Origin of the sequence: Microcoleus sp. CAWBG27, from assembly GCF_020883145.1 — a bacterium.
In the GTDB taxonomy this organism is placed as follows: domain Bacteria; phylum Cyanobacteriota; class Cyanobacteriia; order Cyanobacteriales; family Microcoleaceae; genus Microcoleus.
On record NZ_JAHREU010000006.1, the window covers coordinates 133723 to 152398 of the forward strand.

The 18676-nt window shown below is 45.1% G+C and carries 15 protein-coding genes and 1 pseudogene; 6 read left to right on the plus strand and 10 right to left on the minus strand.

Annotation, left to right across the window (positions count from 1 at the left end):
• Positions 1-343 precede the first annotated feature (343 nt).
• The 6 genes and pseudogenes from QZ938_RS05840 to QZ938_RS05860 all read right to left on the minus strand — a co-directional run.
• Positions 344-2098 carry a nitrate ABC transporter ATP-binding protein gene (locus tag QZ938_RS05840; RefSeq protein ID WP_293347394.1) on the minus strand — a complete coding sequence of 585 codons (1755 nt, stop codon included), beginning with the start codon at positions 2096-2098 and terminating at the stop codon, positions 344-346.
• A 105-nt stretch (positions 2099-2203) separates the two neighbouring features.
• Positions 2204-4234 (minus strand): nitrate ABC transporter ATP-binding protein, encoded by a 2031-nt coding sequence (locus QZ938_RS05845; protein WP_293148172.1) that lies wholly within the window; start codon positions 4232-4234, stop codon positions 2204-2206.
• Positions 4235-4371: 137 nt separating this feature from the next.
• Complete coding sequence (gene ntrB, locus QZ938_RS05850) at positions 4372-5241, minus strand: nitrate ABC transporter permease (protein WP_293148170.1); 870 nt, start codon at positions 5239-5241, stop codon at positions 4372-4374.
• A 181-nt stretch (positions 5242-5422) separates the two neighbouring features.
• Positions 5423-6751, minus strand: a complete 1329-nt coding sequence (locus QZ938_RS05855; protein WP_293347391.1) for a CmpA/NrtA family ABC transporter substrate-binding protein — start codon at positions 6749-6751, stop codon at positions 5423-5425.
• Positions 6752-6931: 180 nt separating this feature from the next.
• Positions 6932-7204 carry a 2Fe-2S iron-sulfur cluster binding domain-containing protein gene (locus tag QZ938_RS32990; protein WP_363318769.1) on the minus strand — a complete coding sequence of 91 codons (273 nt, stop codon included), beginning with the start codon at positions 7202-7204 and terminating at the stop codon, positions 6932-6934.
• A gap of 75 nt (positions 7205-7279) precedes the next feature.
• Positions 7280-8806 (minus strand): annotated as a pseudogene (locus QZ938_RS05860) (ferredoxin--nitrite reductase); the annotation flags it as partial.
• Between the two features lie 607 nt (positions 8807-9413).
• Here QZ938_RS05860 and QZ938_RS05865 point away from each other — a divergent pair.
• Both QZ938_RS05865 and QZ938_RS05870 read left to right on the plus strand, forming a co-directional pair.
• Complete coding sequence (locus QZ938_RS05865) at positions 9414-9629, plus strand: hypothetical protein (RefSeq protein ID WP_293347652.1); 216 nt, start codon at positions 9414-9416, stop codon at positions 9627-9629.
• 445 nt (positions 9630-10074) lie between these two features.
• Positions 10075-10512, plus strand: a complete 438-nt coding sequence (locus QZ938_RS05870; RefSeq protein WP_293347385.1) for a secondary thiamine-phosphate synthase enzyme YjbQ — start codon at positions 10075-10077, stop codon at positions 10510-10512.
• Here the strand turns inward: QZ938_RS05870 and QZ938_RS05875 are convergent.
• Entirely contained in the window at positions 10494-10703 is a 210-nt protein-coding gene (locus tag QZ938_RS05875; protein WP_293148162.1) for a hypothetical protein, read from the minus strand. The two genes, QZ938_RS05870 and QZ938_RS05875, sit on opposite strands and share 19 nt — an antisense overlap.
• A 242-nt stretch (positions 10704-10945) precedes the next feature.
• Here QZ938_RS05875 and QZ938_RS05880 point away from each other — a divergent pair, with 242 nt between their 5' ends.
• Entirely contained in the window at positions 10946-11842 is an 897-nt protein-coding gene (locus tag QZ938_RS05880) for a PEP-CTERM sorting domain-containing protein (RefSeq protein WP_293347382.1), read from the plus strand.
• A gap of 411 nt (positions 11843-12253) precedes the next feature.
• On the opposite strand, the gene QZ938_RS05885 is transcribed toward QZ938_RS05880, so the two are convergent.
• Entirely contained in the window at positions 12254-14908 is a 2655-nt protein-coding gene (locus QZ938_RS05885; protein WP_293347379.1) for a C39 family peptidase, read from the minus strand.
• 656 nt (positions 14909-15564) lie between these two features.
• Positions 15565-16005 (minus strand): peroxiredoxin, encoded by a 441-nt coding sequence (locus tag QZ938_RS05890; protein WP_293347376.1) that lies wholly within the window; start codon positions 16003-16005, stop codon positions 15565-15567.
• Positions 16006-16233: 228 nt separating this feature from the next.
• On the opposite strand from QZ938_RS05890, the gene QZ938_RS05895 reads away from it, so the two are divergent.
• Together QZ938_RS05895 and QZ938_RS05900 are read left to right on the plus strand one after the other, a co-directional pair.
• Positions 16234-16500, plus strand: a complete 267-nt coding sequence (locus tag QZ938_RS05895) for a hypothetical protein (RefSeq protein ID WP_293347373.1) — start codon at positions 16234-16236, stop codon at positions 16498-16500.
• Complete coding sequence (locus QZ938_RS05900; RefSeq protein ID WP_293347370.1) at positions 16493-16732, plus strand: type II toxin-antitoxin system HicA family toxin; 240 nt, start codon at positions 16493-16495, stop codon at positions 16730-16732. Before QZ938_RS05895 ends, QZ938_RS05900 begins: the two co-directional genes overlap by 8 nt.
• Positions 16733-16743: 11 nt before the next feature.
• Here QZ938_RS05900 and QZ938_RS05905 read toward each other — a convergent pair whose 3' ends face one another.
• Positions 16744-18117, minus strand: a complete 1374-nt coding sequence (locus QZ938_RS05905) for an NB-ARC domain-containing protein (RefSeq protein WP_293347367.1) — start codon at positions 18115-18117, stop codon at positions 16744-16746.
• A 203-nt stretch (positions 18118-18320) separates the two neighbouring features.
• Here QZ938_RS05905 and QZ938_RS05910 point away from each other — a divergent pair, with 203 nt between their 5' ends.
• Positions 18321-18659 (plus strand): hypothetical protein, encoded by a 339-nt coding sequence (locus QZ938_RS05910; protein ID WP_293347364.1) that lies wholly within the window; start codon positions 18321-18323, stop codon positions 18657-18659.
• Positions 18660-18676 lie beyond the last annotated feature (17 nt).

Below are 18676 nucleotides of genomic sequence, written 5' to 3' on the forward strand. Positions count from 1 at the left end.
GAAGTCCGAGGATTGGAGTAATGAATAGTCTGATTTTAATTTATCCGACTCCGGCGGGCGGGCTTTCAACCAATTTTTTAGGGTAATACTTTTGAGTTATAGCAGTTCGATCGCGCATATTTGCGGATGGTTGGGGCGATCGGCAATCGAAAAAAGGGTAATTGGGAAAAAGGTAATTGACAATCATAAAAAAGTTTGCGGTTTAAAAGCTTAGAAACCCATCACTAATTACTCATTACCAATTACCCCTGACCAATTACCATTGCCCTAAGCGTGCCTCATCTATCTGAGAAAGGCTATAGTTGTTCGTACCAATCTCAGATTGAGTGCGGGAATATGTTGCCTATTTCGCGGTTTTAACTTCTAATACGCCACCGCCGCCGCTGGTGGGGCTAAAAGTTACTTGGAAATCAGCAGTTTTTTGAGCGCCTGCTGCGGCACCGGCGGTCGCTTGTAAAACGGGCAGAGGAGTTTCTTTGAGGAAATCTTTAGCTGCTTTATTTGTTGGCTCGAACTGTACGATATCTCCGTTTTGTTTCACTTTGACTCGATAGGTCAAACTTTGGGTAAATGTCGGAGTTGTCTTCCAATTTTCGTCAATTCGTGCATACAACTGATTTCCGATCGCATCAAGTTCAGCTTTGTCCGAAATTCCTGAACCTGCACTGCTTGCTGCCTTGGTGGGTGAGGTTGCAGGACTGGCAATGGATGCAGGACTTGCAGCAGCACTCGGTGCAGGACTGGCAATGGATGCAGGACTTGCAGCAGCACTTGGTGCAGGGCTGGCTGCAATCGGTGCAGGGCTAGCAGCAATTGGTGCAGGGCTAGCAGCAATCGGTGCAGGGCTAGCAGCAATTGGTGCAGGGCTAGCAGCAATCGGTGCAGGGCTAGCAGCAATTGGTGCAGGGCTGGCTGCGATCGGTGCAGGGCTGGGGGGAGAACTGACAACCGCCGCCGCAGTTGGTGCCGGTGTAGTTTCTGCTAGCTTAGCTTGCTTGAGTTGGCTGGAAACAGCAGATGTATTGACAGCAGCTAAAGTTGCCATTGTTACCAACCACGAGACTGCCAGGACAGCACCTTTGATTGGCGAGGCTTCTACGGGTTGTGCAGCGTGAGGCACAAAGGATACCGGTGGCATGGGCTTGTCAGCAGTAGCCCCAGGCTTTTTGCTAGCGGGTAATGGCAGGACGACGGGTGCCATTTCTGAGTCCGTTGTGTCCTCTTCGTGGTGGGCGTAGCGAGAGAACAGGAATTCTAAAGCAAAGTTGCGGAGTTCGTAATATTTCGGATCTTCCATAATCCGCGTGCGGTTGCGGGGACGGCTGAAGGGAATGTGCACATCTTCGCCTATTGATGCAGCAGGGCCGTTGGTCATCATCACGATGCGATCGGCTAAAAACAAAGCTTCATCAATATCGTGAGTAATCATGACGATCGTAATTTTGTACTCGCGCCAGATTTTCAGCAATTCTTCCTGCAACTCTTCCCTGGTAATCGGATCTAGTGCTCCGAAGGGTTCGTCCAAAATCAAGAGTTTGGGGCGAGTTGCCAGGGCTCGGGCGATCGCCACCCGCTGTTTCATACCGCCCGACAACTGGCCCGGTCTTTTGTTGCAAGCTTCTGTCAGCCCCACTAATTCCAGGTTATCTTTGACGATCTTGTCGTGTTCCTCTGCGGACTTATCCCCGTAAACAGTTTCAACACCGAGGTGGATGTTTTCAGTAGCAGTCAGCCACGGTAACAGGGAGTAGTTTTGAAACACCACCATGCGATCGGGGCCCGGTTCAGTAATCCGCGCACCTTCGAGAGCAACTTCTCCGCTTGTCGGCCCGTTAAATCCCGCAATCATGTTCAGCAAAGTTGATTTGCCACAGCCAGAGTGACCGATCAAACAAATAAATTCGCCTTCATTAATCGTCAGGTTCACACCGTCGAGAATCACGAAAGGTTTTTCTGGTTCTTTCAGGTTTGGGTAGACTTTTGATACATCTTTAATAGTCAAAAAGCCTGATTTCTTACTCTGAATCTTCGTTGCCGGGGGCGCTTTGATAGTTTGCATATTTTCAGGATTTGGTTGGGGGTTTGCGGGATTAGACATGAGAATTTAGGATTAAGGGTTAGTAAGAGAGGTAATTAGGAAGCGGGAAATGTGGAGTCTTGTTTCCTGATTCCTTACTCTTCACTCCCTCTTCCTATTTGGTGATTATGCTGGCTGTCTGATGGAACACTGACTGCCTATTTGTTCAATTAAGATTTCTTCAATCCGAAGATCGCGCTTGATTTTGACGTTCTGAAGATAGTCGATCGGGTCGTCTAGATTAAAGACAGTGCCGTCAAATAGTTCGATCGTCCGGCGAGCTCTAGCGATATCTGGCAAACCCAACTCGCGCACTGCTTGACCGAACACATCGGGCCGCAAAACTCGATCGACCACTTCCACCCAGTTTTTCGGGAACGGAATCAATCCCCAGCGGGCCATCTGCGCCATCACCCACAACATTTCTAGGCGGTCTGGACAATTGGTTTTGTCAACATAGAACTGGTTGAAATTGTAGAGCATTTCGGGTTGTGCCTCCGTACCGGAGTTGTACGGGTCGATGAAACCCGGACGGATGTCTTTTGGATCGGCACCGATGTATTGTTCTTGGCAAATCAATTCTAGGATTTCTTCGCGGTTGCGGCGATCGTCGCAGTATTCGCAGGCTTCCAAAAGCGCTTTGACGAGGGCGACGTGGGTTTTAGGATATTTCTGTGCCCAATCTTCGCTAACGCCGAGAACTTTTTCGATGTGTCCGGGCAGAATATCGAGGGAACGGGCGATGGCAAAACCCGTACCGTCGTTGACTGCTTTGGAGTTCCAGGGATCGCCGGCACAATAGCCCTGGATGTTGCCTGCTTTTAAATTCGATACCATCTGCGGGGGCGGAATCATGGTCAAGGCCACATCCCGATCGGGGTCAATGCCACCGGCAGCCAGCCAGTAGCGGAACAGCAGATTGTGCATCGAGGCGGAGTGTACCATGGCCAAGGTTTGTACCTTGTCGGGGGTCTTGGCGATCGCAGCTTTGAAATCCTTTAATGTCCGAATGCCTTCGTCGTAAAGGTGTTTCCCGAAAATAATCGAGTTGCCGTTGCGGGACAGGGTTAAGGCGCTGTTGACGGGAACAGGGGCTTCGCCGTCCATACCTAACAGCATGGCGATCGGCATTCCTGCGACCATTTGCGCCGCATCCAGCCGTCCTTGGCCGATACCTTTAGCAATTTCTTTCCAGCTAGGTTCGCGCACGAGGGTGACTTCTTCTAAGCCGTGGGCTTTGAAGAATCCTTTCTCTTTGGCTACTACTAAGGGCGCGCAGTCGGTGAGGGGAATAAAGCCGATGTCGAGGTTGACTTTTTCCAGGCCGTTGCGGGCGATCACCACGGATGGGGCTTGTTGTTTGGCCCGGCGCTGTTTCACCCGTTTTTGCTGGTTGAGGAAGTAAACCATTTCGTTTCGCAGCGCGTAGTAACTCGGATGGTTGACCACTTCCATGCGCTTGCGGGGCCGAGGAATGTCCACTTCGAGGATTTGTCCGATTTGCGCTTCCGGGCCGTTGGTGAGCATTACAATGCGATCGCTCAGCAACAAAGCCTCATCTACGTCGTGAGTTACCATCACGCTGGTGACTTTGCTTTCTTCGCAAATGTTCATCAATTGGTCTTGCAAACCGCCGCGAGTTAAAGCATCGAGGGCGCCGAAGGGTTCGTCTAGCAGCAGCAATTTCGGGCGGATAGCGAGGGCACGGGCGATCGCAACTCTTTGTTTCATCCCCCCAGAAATTTCGCCGGGACGTTTGTTGGCTGCCGCCCCCAGTCCCACCAATTTAATATGGTATTCGATTACCAACTCCCGGTCTGCTTGAGAGTTACCGCTGTAAATTTCATCGACTGCTAGGGCAATATTTTCGCGAACAGTCAGCCAAGGTAGCAGCGAGTAATTTTGAAATACCACCATTCTATCCGGGCCTGGATCGCGGACTTCCCGCCCTTCTAAAGTAATCCCGCCCTGACTTGCTGTGTCCAGTCCGGCGATGATATTTAATAGTGTAGATTTACCACAACCAGAGTGTCCGATTAAGGTGATAAATTCTCCCTTTTTGATTTTAAGTTCGATATTTTTGAGAGCGATGTATTGCTCGCCATTTGGCAAGTTAAATACGCGATCTACGTGGTCTACTTCAATAAGAACTGACATGATTTTTCCGGTTAATTTGTATTTTGTAGTAGATGCTGATTATTTGTTGTTTGTTATTTGTTGCTAGTTATTTGTTATTTGTGCGCTCTCTGCAACCATTCACAAATAACAAATAACTACTAACGAATAACGCAATTCTATTTTTGTTCTTCAGGAACAACTTTAGAAGCGACGAAACCAACGAGTCTGTCTAAAATCAAACCGACGATTCCTACATAAAGCACTGCCAGAATCACGGCGCTGAGTCGAGAACTGTTATAAGCGTCCCAGATGAAGAAGCCGATGCCGACACCGCCGACTAACATTTCCGCAGCCACAATCGCCAGCCAAGACAAACCGATACCAATTCTCAACCCTGTGAAGATATAAGGAACCGAAGACGGTAGCAAGATTTTCCAGAAGTATTTTTGGTTGGGGAGGCGCAAGACTCGGGCGACGTTTCTGTAATCTTGAGGTATTTGTTGAACGCCTACTGTGGTGTTAATCAGAATCGGCCAGATTGCTGTAATCAAGATTACGAAAAGTGCAGAAACTTCGTTAGCTTTCATCCCCAAGCCTTCAAAGGGATTGAACTGTTGAAATACTGCCAGGGCGATCGGTAGCCAAGCCAGGGGCGGGATTGTTCTAAATACTTGAAATAGCGGGTCTAAAGCATCGAACATTAAAGAGTTTGTACCGATTAATATCCCTAAACCAATGCCGAGAACTGCTGCTAGAGTAAAGCCGATCGCCACCCGCTGCAAGCTAGCAGCCAGTTGCCAGAATAAACCTTTGTCAGTACCACCGTTATCGAAGAACGGATTGATAATCAAATTCCAGCTTTCTTGGACGGCTTTAATCGGGCCGGGCAAGGTGGATGTGGGGTCGTGGCAGAGGATTTGCCAAACTACCAGCAGAACTGTAATCGCAACTAGCGGGCGGATTATTTTTTTGCGGTTTTTTTGAACCAGATCCAGCACAAAATTTGCTGGATTTTTACTTTTAGAAACAGAGAGGTTTGTTGCCATTTGTCTATTTTCAGTACAGTGAATAATCGATTATTTGTAGATACTTTGAATTCAGAACCCTATCGGCTGTGGTGGGTTGAGTTGCGAAACCCAACGCCACTAACTTTTATGATTTGTCAACTGTCAACTAAGAGGGCGGGCACGGGGACACCACCCCTACCAACTGTCAACTGTTCACTAATTAGGCTTTCTTGATAGCCAGACTCTTCAGATATTCTTCAGGTTTTTCCGGATCGAACTTCACGCCGTCAAAAAATGTTTCGACACCACGAGAAGTGGTTGCAGGAATTTGGGCTGCAGGAACGCCAAGTGCCGTCGCTGCTGCTTTCCAAATATCCTCGCGGTTAACTTTATCAACCGTGGCTTTGATGTCGGTAGTTGCCGGCATATAACCCCAGCGAATATTTTCGGCGATGAACCAAGCATCGTGACTCTTGTAGGGATAGGAAGCATTGTCAGCCCAGAATTTCATTGCTACTAAACTAGCTGCTTCAACGCGGCCAGTACCATAGTCAATTTGTCCTTTCATGCGACCTGCAATATCTGCAAGTGGTACTTTCAACCACTTATCTTGAGAGATGATTTGGCACATCTCATCTTTATTTTCTGGCTTATCGCACCACTGCTGGGCTTCCAGTACGGCCATTGTAATTGCTTTAGTAGCTTTAGGATTTTTCTCAACCCAATCTGCTCTTAAAGTTAAGGCTTTTTCTGGGTGATCTTTCCAGAGCTCTCCCGTTACTAAGGCGGTGTATCCAACTTTTTGAGTAACTAGCTGGGCATTCCAAGGTTCGCCGACGCAAAATGCTTCCATGCTGCCGGATTTCATGTTAGCTACCATTTGAGGTGGCGGTACGGGAATAACAGAAACTTCTGTATTCGGGTCGATGCCACCGGCTGCTAACCAATAGCGCATCCACAAATCGTGGGTGCCGCCGGGAAAGGTAACAGCAATTTTTTGATTGGCGAGGGCTGCTTTGAGTGGTTTGCTGTCTGTACCTACTTTTAAATCTAGGTATTTTTTGCTTACGGAGATGGCTTGACCGTTGGTATTTAACCGGGCAACAATGTTCATCGGCACTGGTTGATTGCCTTTGGTAATTGTGCCTAAGGTCATCTGGTAAGGCATGGGGGAGAGGATGTGGGCTCCGTCAATGCCGCCTTTGTCGGAACCGAGTTCTAGGTTGTCGCGAGTAACTGGCCAAGATGCTTGTTTGAGGATTTGTACGTCTTTCATGCCGTACTTGGCAAATAACCCTTTTTCTTGGGCGATGATTAAGGGCGCTGAGTCGGTGAGGGCGATGAATCCGAGTTTGGCGGTGGTAACTTCGGGGGCGTCGGCGGGGTTGATGTTGACTGCTGGGGCGGCGGTGGGTGAGGCGCCACCGGCTGCGGGGGTAGGGCTACCGCTAGTAGTGCTGGAACCGGAACTGCAACCGTGGGCGAGGAGGGTGCCTGCTGCTGTTGCTCCGGCGGTGATGATGAATTTTCTTCTAGAAAGGTTGCTCATTTGTCTTGAATTGTTGGTGTACTTTGAGATACTCGAAATGTGAGATGCCTGATGTGAGATTGGTTTACGACCTTCGCAATGACATAATTTCGATCGCAAGGAGAGAATATCATTCGCAATGACATAATTCTGTTCGCAATGAGATAATTCTTTGGGTCTCTCGAATCTCACATTGTGATGTTAGGCGTCGATCGACACTTTGCCGATCGCCCGCGCGCTGCAAGCTAAGATGAACCCTGGTTCTAAGTCGGAGGCTGCGTCAGGTTGGCTGTCGTAGACGGTTTTACCTTCTAGGAGTTGCTGCTTGCAAGTGCCGCAGGTTCCGGAGCGACAACTGCTTTCGAGGTCGATTCCGGCGCGTTCGGCAACGTCGAGAATGAACTCATCTTCGCTGCAAGCCACTTCTTTGCCCGATCGAGCGAAAATGACAGTAGATGTCTGAGGTTTCGCCATCAGAACTGTTTCGTCTCTCTCAACCGTCAGTTGCAGTTGCCGGTTCAGGGAAGCGACATCACCTTGAGATTGATTGGGAACAGCCCCAAACTTATCAATTAACAGTTGATGCAGCACCGGTTTCAAATCTTCGCAAGGAATGCTTTTTTGGACGCAAGTACCCAAATGAGCGTCTTTGCCAACAGTCCCTCCCATGTAGATGTCCACACCTTCGAGGGTTTTGCCGTTCTTGCGAACTTTTGTACCCATCAAGCCGATGTCGGCTACCTGGGGTTGAGCGCAGGAATTGGGGCAACCAGTCCAGTGAATTCTGACCGGTTTGGGAACGGAGAGTTCGGCTTCCAGTTCCCGAATCATTGCCACGGATCGGGCTTTGGTTTCGATGAGGGCGAAGTTGCAAAACTTTGAGCCGGTGCAGGAAACCAAGGCGCGTGTTAGGGGTGCGGGGTCGATCGAGAAACGCTGTAACAACGGTTCTTTGACTAGGGATTCGAGCCGCGAGTCGGGAACGTTGGGAACAATTACGTTTTCTTCGACGGTGAGCCTGAGTTCGCCACTGCCGTAAACCTCAGCGATTCTGGCCAAATCGTACAAATCCGCTGCTTGCAGCCGTCCGACGGGAACGTGCAACCCTACATAGTTGAGCCCTGATTGTTTTTGCGCGTAGATGCCGATGTGGTCGCGTTTGTCCCAGATGATTTCATCTTTGGCTGCGGCGGGGGGCAAAGTGCGACCTACTTGTTGTTCGACTTCGGCGCGGAATTGTTCGATGCCGAGTTCGTCAATCAACCACATCAAGCGCGATTTTTGGCGGTTTGCTCTCGGGCCTCGATCGCGAAACACAGTTAAAATTGCTCTGCACAAATCTACAACGTCGCTGGGACTTGCCCAGACGTTGAGGGGAATTGCAGCTTCGCAGCGTTTGGCGGAGAAGAAGCCGCCGACTAAAACGTTAAAGCCGATGTTGCCGTCAGAGTAAGCGGGTACGAAGGCGATGTCGTTGATTTCGGCGTGGACTGAGTTATCGCGGCAGCCTGCGATCGCAATATTAAACTTTCTCGGCAGATTGGAAAACTCTGGGTTGCCTTCGCCGCTGTTGGTAATCATGTCTTGGACTTGGTTCGCCAATTCCCACGTATCTATCAGTTCGCCGGCATCCAAACCCGCGACTGGGGAACCCGTAATGTTACGTACATTGTCCATTCCAGACTGAATGCTGGTCATCCCCGCTTCCTTGAGACGGCGGAAGATATCGGGCACATCTTCGATCCGAATTCCGCGCAGTTGTAGGTTTTGTCTGGTGGTGATGTCAGCGCTGCCGTCGGAGCCGTAGCGTTGTAATATGTCTCCTAACGTTCTAGTTTGATTGCTGGTAATGACGCCGTTGGGCAAGCGCAGGCGCATCATGAATTTGCCCGGAGTTACTGGCCGAAAGAATATGCCGAGCCATTTGAGGCGGTGCTCGCGATCGATTTCGTCCATTGCTTCCCAGCCGATTTGGGCGAAGTGGTCTAGTTCGGCTTTGACTGCTAAGCCATCTTTTTCGGCTTTGAGTTTTTCAAACTTGTTCAAGCTGGCTTTGGGTTCTACTGTTTGGGTCATCGATTTACCCTCGCTGCTGGTTTATTCCCTGAGATATTGACTTGGAGCATAAAATGTGTTTCCTGCTAACCTTAATGAGCTTGTGGATTTAAAACTGTATATTTAGTTACTCGATCTAATTTCTTTTAAGCATGGTTGGTCTTGTGTATGCCTGAGCTTGATTAGGCGCTGTCTCGAATTCAGCCAAACTATATATGGTTATAGTTGTTACCGATGGCTCGATCGCTGTATTCCGATGCACCTTTGTTATGAACTAATGTAAAGCGCGCGACAGTAAATATTCGTAGCTATTTTTACAAAATGTTTACTTTTATGAACTTTTTGCATCACCGCAATGCGTTTTATACATGGGAAATGGGTAAAGACACCCGCAGATCCCAAAAAGCTTTATAAATCTTTAGATTTTGGAGGAGAGTGGAGGCAATGGGTAGTTCTCAGATAATATTGTGACGGCGATCGCTGATTTAAGATGCCACTCGTCACAAAATAAGCTCCGTGGCCATCACACAGTTAGCCTCAAAACATCACGTTCTCTGCTATGCCAGCGTCACTCTTAATTTTTGGAGAACGAGAGATGATACTTGTATCGAATGAGAGAGAACGTTTCATGTTTTTAGTTCAACTTATCCCCGGCGCTATTTCCGAAATACTTGCCTCTGTTACCGATACGGGCAGTTTGACTGTAGCCGATCGCTACGGTTTGATGGCCGCTGTGTTGGATGACTCTCTCCCCGAGGAAGACATACATTCGATCAACCGCCTGCTGCGATCTGTGATCAAGGGAAAAGTCAAAATTGTCAACGAACTCTCGGCGATGGGCTAAGAGGATGAAAAAATTCGATCGATTTATGCAGCGCTTCAAGTACAGAAACTACCGCCCGAGTTAGAATTAACCCGCGATGCCTGCTGTGATATATTGCAGGAATTTGCTTGACTGTTGTTAAAACGTGCGTAGGCGACAGCGATCGCCTCTGGATCTCAGTCGATTTTAGATTTTAGATTTACTTTGCACTGACGCGCGAGTGGTGAGAAACCGGGTTTTTTACGAAAATCCTTGGTTCTAACCCGGAGATTAGGCAAAAAACCCGGTTTCTTTGGTATTGATGCGTAAGTCCTCCTTTCAATGTTTCCCAACACTTCATGGGTAGCAAGGGTTGAGAGAAATGATAGAATTTTGGGCGATCGGCATTTGAGGACTTGGAGGACTGAAGTCCTCACTACAAACATAGCTATAATTATTGAACCGGGCGGAAGATAAGAGATAAGTTATGCAAATAATCAATCAAACAATCGAAATCCTCACAGAATCAGGCATCAGCATTTACAACATCACGCCCCAAATTGTCCAGCTTCTGGACGCAAGTGCAGTAAAAAATGGACAAGTCATTGTATTTTCCCGACATACCACGACAGCTTTAGCAATTAATGAAAACGAAGAAAGATTGCTAGCCGATATTAAAGTATACCTGCAAAAATTAGCGCCCCCAGACGACAAATACCTGCACAACGACTTGCATTTAAGAATAGTTCCGCCCGACGAACCGATCAACGCGCATTCTCACCTGATGGCCATGACACTCAGTACCAGCGAAGTCATTCCAGTTGTTGAAGGTAAATTAGCACTGGGGACTTGGCAATCAGTTTTATTTTTCGACTTAGACGGGCCGCGAAACAGAAGTGTAAGTATTCAAATTATGGGCGAATAAGTTGTTGTGTATTGTTGTTTATTTAAATTGCTGCATATTGCGATCGCCGATCGCAAATCTTCAAACCCTCTCCCCATCGCACCCTCTGCCATCTCCCCCTCGCACACCACAGATAATCTAGATACAGTACAGCAAAGAATTGGTTGAAAGCCCCAAGCCTTTGAGGGAGAAATTAAAATCAGATTATTCATTACTCCAATCCTTGGACTTAAGGGTAGAGGTTGCTTTCAAACTGTCAACTGTCAACTGTCAACTGTCAACTGTTGAAGGTATTGGTTGGTTTTTTGGACAAATCCCAGTGATATTACGTAATTGCCAACAAAATCTTTACCAAAACTTTAATAAAATATACTGAAATGTGTGATTTACTAAAAATCAAAATAGTCGATCGACAAAATTGATAATTTAATACACATTCCTCAGGGAGTTTTTTATGAATTCCATTACAAAAAACAACTTTCGCTGGACTTACTCGGTGGCTGTCTTCCTTGCGATTATTGGATTACAGCAACCAAAGGCTACAGCAGCAACCCTATCTAACGGCTGGAATTATGCGATCGACTCCTTCAACGACGGCGTGACAGGAAATCAAGTCGGTGGCGGCGAATTTGAATTTTACGGTATCGCCGTCAAGGAAACATCAGATAGAGCTTTTATCGCCATCAACTCCAATCTGAGTTTAGCAGGATATGCTGACCCGCTAGCTCAAAGAGGCAACATCAACTACGGCGATTTGTTCTTCAATTTTTCCGGTCAAAACTTCGATACAGCTAACGCAAACCGCAGCTTGTTTGCAGTGCGCTTTGCCGCCGGCAATGACTCAGGCGTCGCGACAACAGGCGTTTACAGCAATGTCACAGCGAAAAACGTCACCCAAATTAATTCTGGATTTACCAATTTAACTCAATACAACGATCGCGTTCGATCGGCTGGTGGAACGCCGTCTACGGGAGATTTAGCTGCGAATGACCCCTATTTTCAACAAACAGGAAACTGGACAGTTCTCAACTCAATTGATTCGGGTACAAAAGTAGGAGAAATCTCTGCTTTAACTTCAGCAACTTTGAGCGCCATGGGTTTGGATTTCTCGCAGTTTAATGCAGTAGGTTCTCAAACCATCGGATTCAGTTTCAATAAATCTGCTATGCCTTCTGGCAGTTATGTTGCTAATTTGTTTGCGGAATGCGCTAATGATGCGATCGCCATTAAAGGTAATTTTGAAACAGGATCTGCTGAAGCAGTACCGGAACCTTCTACGGTGTTCGGCACTTTGGCAGGATTTGGGATTCTAGGTATGGGTGCGGCGAAACGCAAAATTAAGGGAAAATAATCGCGATCGCATCAGGTATGTAGTTGCGCTGTCTTCGCTCTTTGGTTGGCTAGATAAAAGAGCGCGGCGTGGCTGATTGACGGGATGAATTAAGTTCTTCCCAAAAGCTCAACAACTAAGGTATGTAGTTGCGCTTCAGCGCTCTTTGATTTGGCATATCAAAGAGCGCGGTGTGGCTGATTGACGCTATGAATTAAGTTCTACCAAAAAGGTCAACTACATACCTATTATGTTTTTCTCGATCGTACAAAATGTGAATTCATACTCAAGTTCGGCAACGCTAAGAGCGCTGAAGCGCAACTACATACCTAAATGCTAAGAGCGCTGAAGCGCAACTACGTACCTAAGAGCGCTGAAGCGCAACTACGTACCTATTGAACGGGCGGGTTCTCCGGCCCGTTCATCAAAACCTTATCGCGAGATAAAATGCGCCCAAATATTGCCATCTGGCCCCGCAACTTGATTGATATAGCCATACGGATACATCAACTTTCTTCCCTCAGTATCTCTGTAACCCGTGAGTGCATCTCCCCAAGGATCTTGCACGATATAACCCTCAGAATTGTAGCCAATTAAGGTGATAATGTGACCCGCAGCAGTAAAATCACCGGCTAAAACTATTGGCCGCCGGTTCAGCAATTCCGATCGCACATCAGCCCATTTCCGAGTCGTGTCAAAACTCGTCTTAAATCCGTAAGCCTTAATCAGCGCCGAAAGCACGTTGTGATCGGTTTGAGAACCCTGGCCGGCATAGTCGAAACACCACTGCAACAACTCATCCTCCAACTGTCCCCCATACTTAGAACGAACGCCGTAATAATACAATATCATCGCGATCGCAGTTACATTGCAAGTAGACCAGTCAAAACGCGGATTGTCCCGCTGTGAAAAATACGGCACGTTCAATTCCACATTGTTCGGAACTGGATCGAAAATTTTATCTCCCCGCTTGAACTGCACAAAACTCGGAAAAACATAACCTGTATTGCCAAAATTCGGCAATTCTTCAGTCAGGGAAACTTTCAGGTGATCCGTTTCCAAACCGTAGCTTTCCACGCCGTAAACTCGACCTAAAGGCAGCGTAGTTCTCTCGGTAGCCGTTAGCTTGGCAGCATCTACGGGGCGTTTTTTAAACACAGTTGGTTGCAGCATTGTCATCGTCAAAGCATCCGGATCAAAGGGAACTTCTTTGCCGTTTTTCTTGATTTGAACAGATTGCCAATAGATAAATCCCACATTGCCAAAACCGGGAATAGCTTCGGCGAAAGTTACTCTGAAATGACCCAAGATGCAGGCATAACCAGTGATTGCATAGCTACTGCCTAAAGTTAGTTCGGCAATTTGCTTGGCAGGGAGTTTTGATGATTCTTTTGGTTGACCTTTAATCAGAGTTGTTTGAATTACCAACAGTTGAGCGTTACCGTTGCTATTGGGTACGTCTGCTAGGTCAAATTTCAGGACTTTTGTACCTTTGGCAAGCTGAACGTCTGGTTCGTAAAAATAGCCAAAAGTGCCGATCGGCGAAATTGTCGAATCCAGAACCACCTTGAGATGTCCGTCAATAAATCCGTACTTGCTAAGGGCCAAAGTCTGACCTGCTTTGACAAGAACTTTTTGCTGGTTGTTGAGGCGGGAACCATCTACCGGGGCTACCTTAAACCAAGTGTCGGAAACTATCTTTAAGCTCAAATCTTTTCCGACAGTCAGCGGATCTGAACTTACGGTAATATAAATTATTTGGCTGGCGGTAACGTTTCCTTTGCTGTCAGTTGCCCGCAATCTCAGCCAGCGAGCTCCGGGTACGCTAAATCCTTTGGGCAAATTCACTTGCCAAGTGCTTGCTTGTTGGTTGAGTGTGACGGTTAGCGGATATTTATCCTCGGCTATTACCTCAACTTTTGCTGCTTCTTGTTTGTCAAAAGTGCCTGAAAGTGCGATCGCCTGATTTACCAAAACCTCTGTCGGGCCTTGATAAGTTAAATTCGGGGCCGGATTGAAAGATTTGCCACCTTTGGCAAATTGCACGAAATCGGGATAAACAAAACCCGTATTGCCAAAGGGCGGCAAATTTTCAGTCAGCGAGACTTTAATGTGTCCTTGTTCGATCGAGAATCCGGAAATTCCGTAAATCATTCCCGCCGGCAAAGTGATTTTTTCTGTGGGTTGCAGCTTGATAGCATCCACCGGCAGCTTTTTAAACGCAGTAGTCTTGACAACAGTCATGGTAACTGCATTTCTGTCAAAGGCAATCCCCTTGCCGTTTTGCAAAATCTGGACGTGTTGCGAGTACATAAATCCCGAATTGCCGAAGTTGGGAATTGGGCGATCGAGAGTGACTCGAAAATGATTTTCCACGCAAGCGTAGCCGAAGATGTTGAAAGTTTCTCCCTGGTCAAATCGCACTTTCTGAGTCGGGCTTAAAATAGTCGAATCTGCGGGGTTGCGCTTTAACCAGGTTTTTTTGTTCACCCACAGCAACTGCATTCCAGGCTGCGGGTTAGGTAGATCGGCGCGATCGAAGATCAGGATTTTTGCGCCTTTGGTGATGACTGCGTGCTTTTCATCAAAAAAGCCTGATTTTCCCACCGGAGAAATTGGATTATTTAGTTGAACATTCAGGTGTCCGTCTTCTAACTCGTAGTCACTAATTTGATAACTTTTACCTGCTGGTATGTCCGCTTTTTGCAGAGAGTTAAGACTGCCAGAAGGCACTGTTCCGGCTTTTAATTGGGTATCTTGGAGCGTAATTAACGTAAAAGAGCGATCGGGTGTGTTAGAAGCAGGATTAACTTTGATGTTAATTGTTTGTTCGCCGATAACTTTGCCTGTTTTATCAGTGGCTTTTACCTGCACCGTGCGAGTACCAGGGCGATCGAATCCTTTCTCTAAACTAATGTTCCAAATGCCTGTCGATAAATTTATCTCGGCCTTCAGGGCATTTGAGCCTTCTGCTGCTGAGATTGCCACCACTTGATTTTTATCAAAACTGCCAACTAAGACAGAGGCTCGATTAGCCTCAACTTCTTGTGGGCCTAAGTAACTCAAAATAGTCTTAGTGCTTGTCATTATGTATCCGCCTACCTACTTAATTATTCAGCTACAGCAAGGATAACTTCTCATTTTATCAAACACAACGATCCGATCCCGGACGAAATCGCTCCAAGACTGAATCTAGGGGCGGTTAATGCGTTTTATACCATTGATTTTTTATTGTTGGCGAGATTTTTACCAGAAATCTAACAGTCCAGCTAGCGATCGCGCACCTGACGCGAATATACTGCTCGTTGAGAGAATTTGTGGCGCAATTTTTGCGAGAAAAAATTTAATGGAAGTAGGTTATTACCCCCTATACCTTTGACCCCTCACTTAGCTCATTTGAGATTTTAGATTGAGGGATTTTAGTTGTAGGGTGTGTCGCCACGAAAAATTTCAACTACATATCGACAATTTTATAGCGACGCACCCGATCGCAATATTTTTATAAACAAATCGATTGCCATAACAAAAACCGTTCGTAGTGTGGACTTTAGTCCGCAACATACTGCGGACTAAAGTCCACACTACGAACCTTATTTATTTCGGTCAATCGACCGGACACGATATAAATGGTATTACAAAAGAATCCGGTTTCTACGAGAAAATTGCGTGTAGCAACGAGATATCTCGGAAGAAACCGGATTTTTAGCTTTTTAGTGCGTTCAGGAATGTTAGACTAACGGCGGCTAAACTATGGTGACAAGAATATCTTGAGCGTGAGTGTCAACTTTCATAGTTTCCCCTTCATAAACCTGAATGATTTTGCCAGTACCGTCAATGACAAAAGTAACGCGCTTGGCATAATCACCTTTCTCAACATCGTAAGCTTTTGTAATCACGCCATCAACATCTGCTAATAGTTGAAAAGGTAAACCGTACTTCTCCGTGAACTTTTGGTGCGATTCTTCGTTGTCGCGGCTGACACCGAGAACTACAATATCTTTGCCCTTGTATTCTTCATGGGCTGCTTTGAAGCTTTGAGCTTGTCTGGTGCAGCCGGGGGTGTCGTCTTTGGGGTAGAAATACAAGATGACGGTTTTACCCGTGAAGTCTGAGAGGGAGACGGTTTTGCCGTTTGTGTCTTTGGCGGTGAATTGAGGAGCCGCGCACCCAACTGGTAATGTCATAGTTTTGTTGACCTTGCGATTGATAAAGATATTTTAGTTGATTGTGGGCTGTTGTTGTCAATCTCTTAAATTTAGATTCGGAATTGAGTGACCAAAATGTAAAATCTACCTTTCGGAATAGTTTCGATGGGTGATTTTGTGCCTTGACTGACGGGCGATATTGTGTTAGATTGTGGGCGTGCACTCCGAATATACTGACGCTATCAAACTTGATGAAGTAAGTAAAATATGATAGATTTTTACACTGTTATTATCCGAAAGAGTGCCAAGTATTGGGTGGCATTGTGTTTGGAGAATGGATTGGTTGGACAAGGAAATACTCCCGAACAGTCTATCGACAAACTCAAACAGGCGATCGAGTCATTTTCAGAAGTTTATGAAGCTGAATCAAATATTTATCTCAATCCTCTTGCTATTAATGAATTGCACGAGTTTCTTACTTTAGAAGATGCGGAAGCTTCAGATACTTATGAACTAAGAAAAGTTTATGCCTAAAAATCTCCCATCTTTAAAACCTAAAGCATTAATTAAAATTTTAGAAAAAAACGGATGTCAATTTTACCGAGAAGGCAAAGGGGATCATTGTTTGTATATGCGTGAAATGGAAGGTCAAAAAAGACTGGTTCCGATTGATATAGGTGCTGGGGAAATGTCACCAGCTTATGTGTTGCGGATTTTTAGGCAATTTGGGTTTACAGATTCAGAAATTGAGGGGATGATTAGTTAAATAAGCTAAATTCAATATGAATCTTGACAACAAGTTCTCACATATTCTCGAACAACAAGAGATAAATCAAACAATACTTTCTCTCCTTCTATTCTTTGGAGTAAATAACGTTGACGCAACGATCGCAACCCATTCATTAAGTCCATTGATGACAGAGATAAACTTTGCCTTAAATCTTCTCTTGACACAGGTACATCGAATTTACTTAATTGTAAAAGAATCTCTTGCTCTGTGGGTGATAGCCGTTTGAATAATTCAGTCAACCGAGATTTCATGTCTTTAGTGACAATTAAACTATCTTCTTTTAAGAAATCATCAACTTTGCCACCAAAAATACTTTTAATTAAACTGGCAATATCTTTTAAATCAACGAAATTTCCTCCGTACATATCGCTAAACTCCGCCCAGGCTTCATCATCTTTTAAACCCCATTTTTTCAAGATTTCTGTATGGTCTAATCCTTGTAAATCTAAGCACTTAATAGGATATAAATCCTCATCCAGGCTAATCATTTCTTGACATTGTTCCTGACTTATTAAAATGAAGCTGCTTTGATGTTCTAGATTTGTCATCATTTTCAATAAATTTTGGAAATTTTTAGATTCCGTTTTGAACTCTCCTGCCAATTCTCCCTTAATAAACAATTCTTGGAAATCATCAAGGATGATTAAACATCTTTGTTGACGCAAAAGATTGAAAAATTGAGTTAACTTATTATCGGTTTGAATAAGCTCATCATTAACACCGATTGAAATTTCATTAATAATGTTATCTAAAGATTGAGATAGTTTGAGGTTTTTCCAGATTACTACCTCAAAATGTTGTAAATTTAGGTCAACAAACTGTTTGACTAGGGTGGTTTTGCCAATTCCACTTAATCCTAAAACTGAGACTAGATTGAGATTTTGGTCAATTAGCCAGTGGGAGAGGGTCTGAAGTTCGGTTGTGCGATCGTAAAAGCTGGTGATTTTAGGGGCTAGGGTTAAATCGTGATACAGAGATTTAGATTGATTCTTAGTTACATTCTCTTGATTGTCTTTGTTTGTATTATATAAAATTTGTGGATTAAAATTAAAGTTGTGATTACTACCATTTACATGACAAATCTTTTGATTTTGAGATGATTGGATATGTAATCTTTGGAAGGTAGAGCGAAAATTATGCTTATTAATATCTTCCCCTAACTGTTTAGATAAAATTTGCCATAGCTGACGCCCAACATTTCTAACACGACTTTCACTACGCTTACAATCATCAGCAATTTCATCATAGGTCTTTCCCTGGTAAACCCCTGTAATTACAGCCTTTTGAACATCATCTAAATATTTTCCCGTCTTAGTGAATACCAACTGATCTGCACATTGTAAAACTTCTGTAACATTCATAAAATGTACCCACAGTAAATTTTTAGCAATTATAGTATATTTTAAGACATTCTATTAATTTTTGTTAATTTTGGTTTGATTTTTAGAAAAAACACAAGATAAAATAAGACATTCTAAGCTTGTGTTCGCTTGTCAAACTATGTATAGTGAATTCTATGATTTTGTTTTAAACAAGGCACTTCAATATGTCAATGCCCCAAAAAATGACTGAAGCTAATCTTCGCTCGATTTCATCTGGTCTATGTGGCATCTATGCAATATACCATGATTTTGATGGAGAAATTGATACTGCTTATGTAGGAAGAGCCAAAGGAACACGAGGAAGTTGTATTAAGACAAGACTGCAAAAACATTTTAATGGCACAGATAGGCAGCGCATTGGAACGGTGATATCTTCCCACGAAGACGAGTTTTTCTTTTCTTATGAAGCTATGGAAGATTATGAAGAAGTAAAAAGGATGGAAAAATCAGAAATTACCAAGATCCTACCAGCGGGTAACGTTCAACGAAATTTCAAAATTGAAGATTTAGGAATAGAGTGAGTGAATTATATTTTTTT

Bases quoted from the DNA above. Each gene is read 5' to 3' on its own strand.
- QZ938_RS05840 (WP_293347394.1), bottom strand. From the start codon at position 2,098: ATGTCTAATCCCGCAAACCCCCAACCAAATCCTGAAAATATGCAAACT.
- QZ938_RS05845 (WP_293148172.1), bottom strand. From the start codon at position 4,234: ATGTCAGTTCTTATTGAAGTAGACCACGTAGATCGCGTATTTAACTTG.
- ntrB (WP_293148170.1), bottom strand. From the start codon at position 5,241: ATGGCAACAAACCTCTCTGTTTCTAAAAGTAAAAATCCAGCAAATTTT.
- QZ938_RS05855 (WP_293347391.1), bottom strand. From the start codon at position 6,751: ATGAGCAACCTTTCTAGAAGAAAATTCATCATCACCGCCGGAGCAACA.
- QZ938_RS32990 (WP_363318769.1), bottom strand. From the start codon at position 7,204: ATGGCGAAACCTCAGACATCTACTGTCATTTTCGCTCGATCGGGCAAA.
- QZ938_RS05865 (WP_293347652.1), top strand. From the start codon at position 9,414: ATGTTTTTAGTTCAACTTATCCCCGGCGCTATTTCCGAAATACTTGCC.
- QZ938_RS05870 (WP_293347385.1), top strand. From the start codon at position 10,075: ATGCAAATAATCAATCAAACAATCGAAATCCTCACAGAATCAGGCATC.
- QZ938_RS05875 (WP_293148162.1), bottom strand. From the start codon at position 10,703: ATGAATAATCTGATTTTAATTTCTCCCTCAAAGGCTTGGGGCTTTCAA.
- QZ938_RS05880 (WP_293347382.1), top strand. From the start codon at position 10,946: ATGAATTCCATTACAAAAAACAACTTTCGCTGGACTTACTCGGTGGCT.
- QZ938_RS05885 (WP_293347379.1), bottom strand. From the start codon at position 14,908: ATGACAAGCACTAAGACTATTTTGAGTTACTTAGGCCCACAAGAAGTT.
- QZ938_RS05890 (WP_293347376.1), bottom strand. From the start codon at position 16,005: ATGACATTACCAGTTGGGTGCGCGGCTCCTCAATTCACCGCCAAAGAC.
- QZ938_RS05895 (WP_293347373.1), top strand. From the start codon at position 16,234: ATGATAGATTTTTACACTGTTATTATCCGAAAGAGTGCCAAGTATTGG.
- QZ938_RS05900 (WP_293347370.1), top strand. From the start codon at position 16,493: ATGCCTAAAAATCTCCCATCTTTAAAACCTAAAGCATTAATTAAAATT.
- QZ938_RS05905 (WP_293347367.1), bottom strand. From the start codon at position 18,117: ATGAATGTTACAGAAGTTTTACAATGTGCAGATCAGTTGGTATTCACT.
- QZ938_RS05910 (WP_293347364.1), top strand. From the start codon at position 18,321: ATGACTGAAGCTAATCTTCGCTCGATTTCATCTGGTCTATGTGGCATC.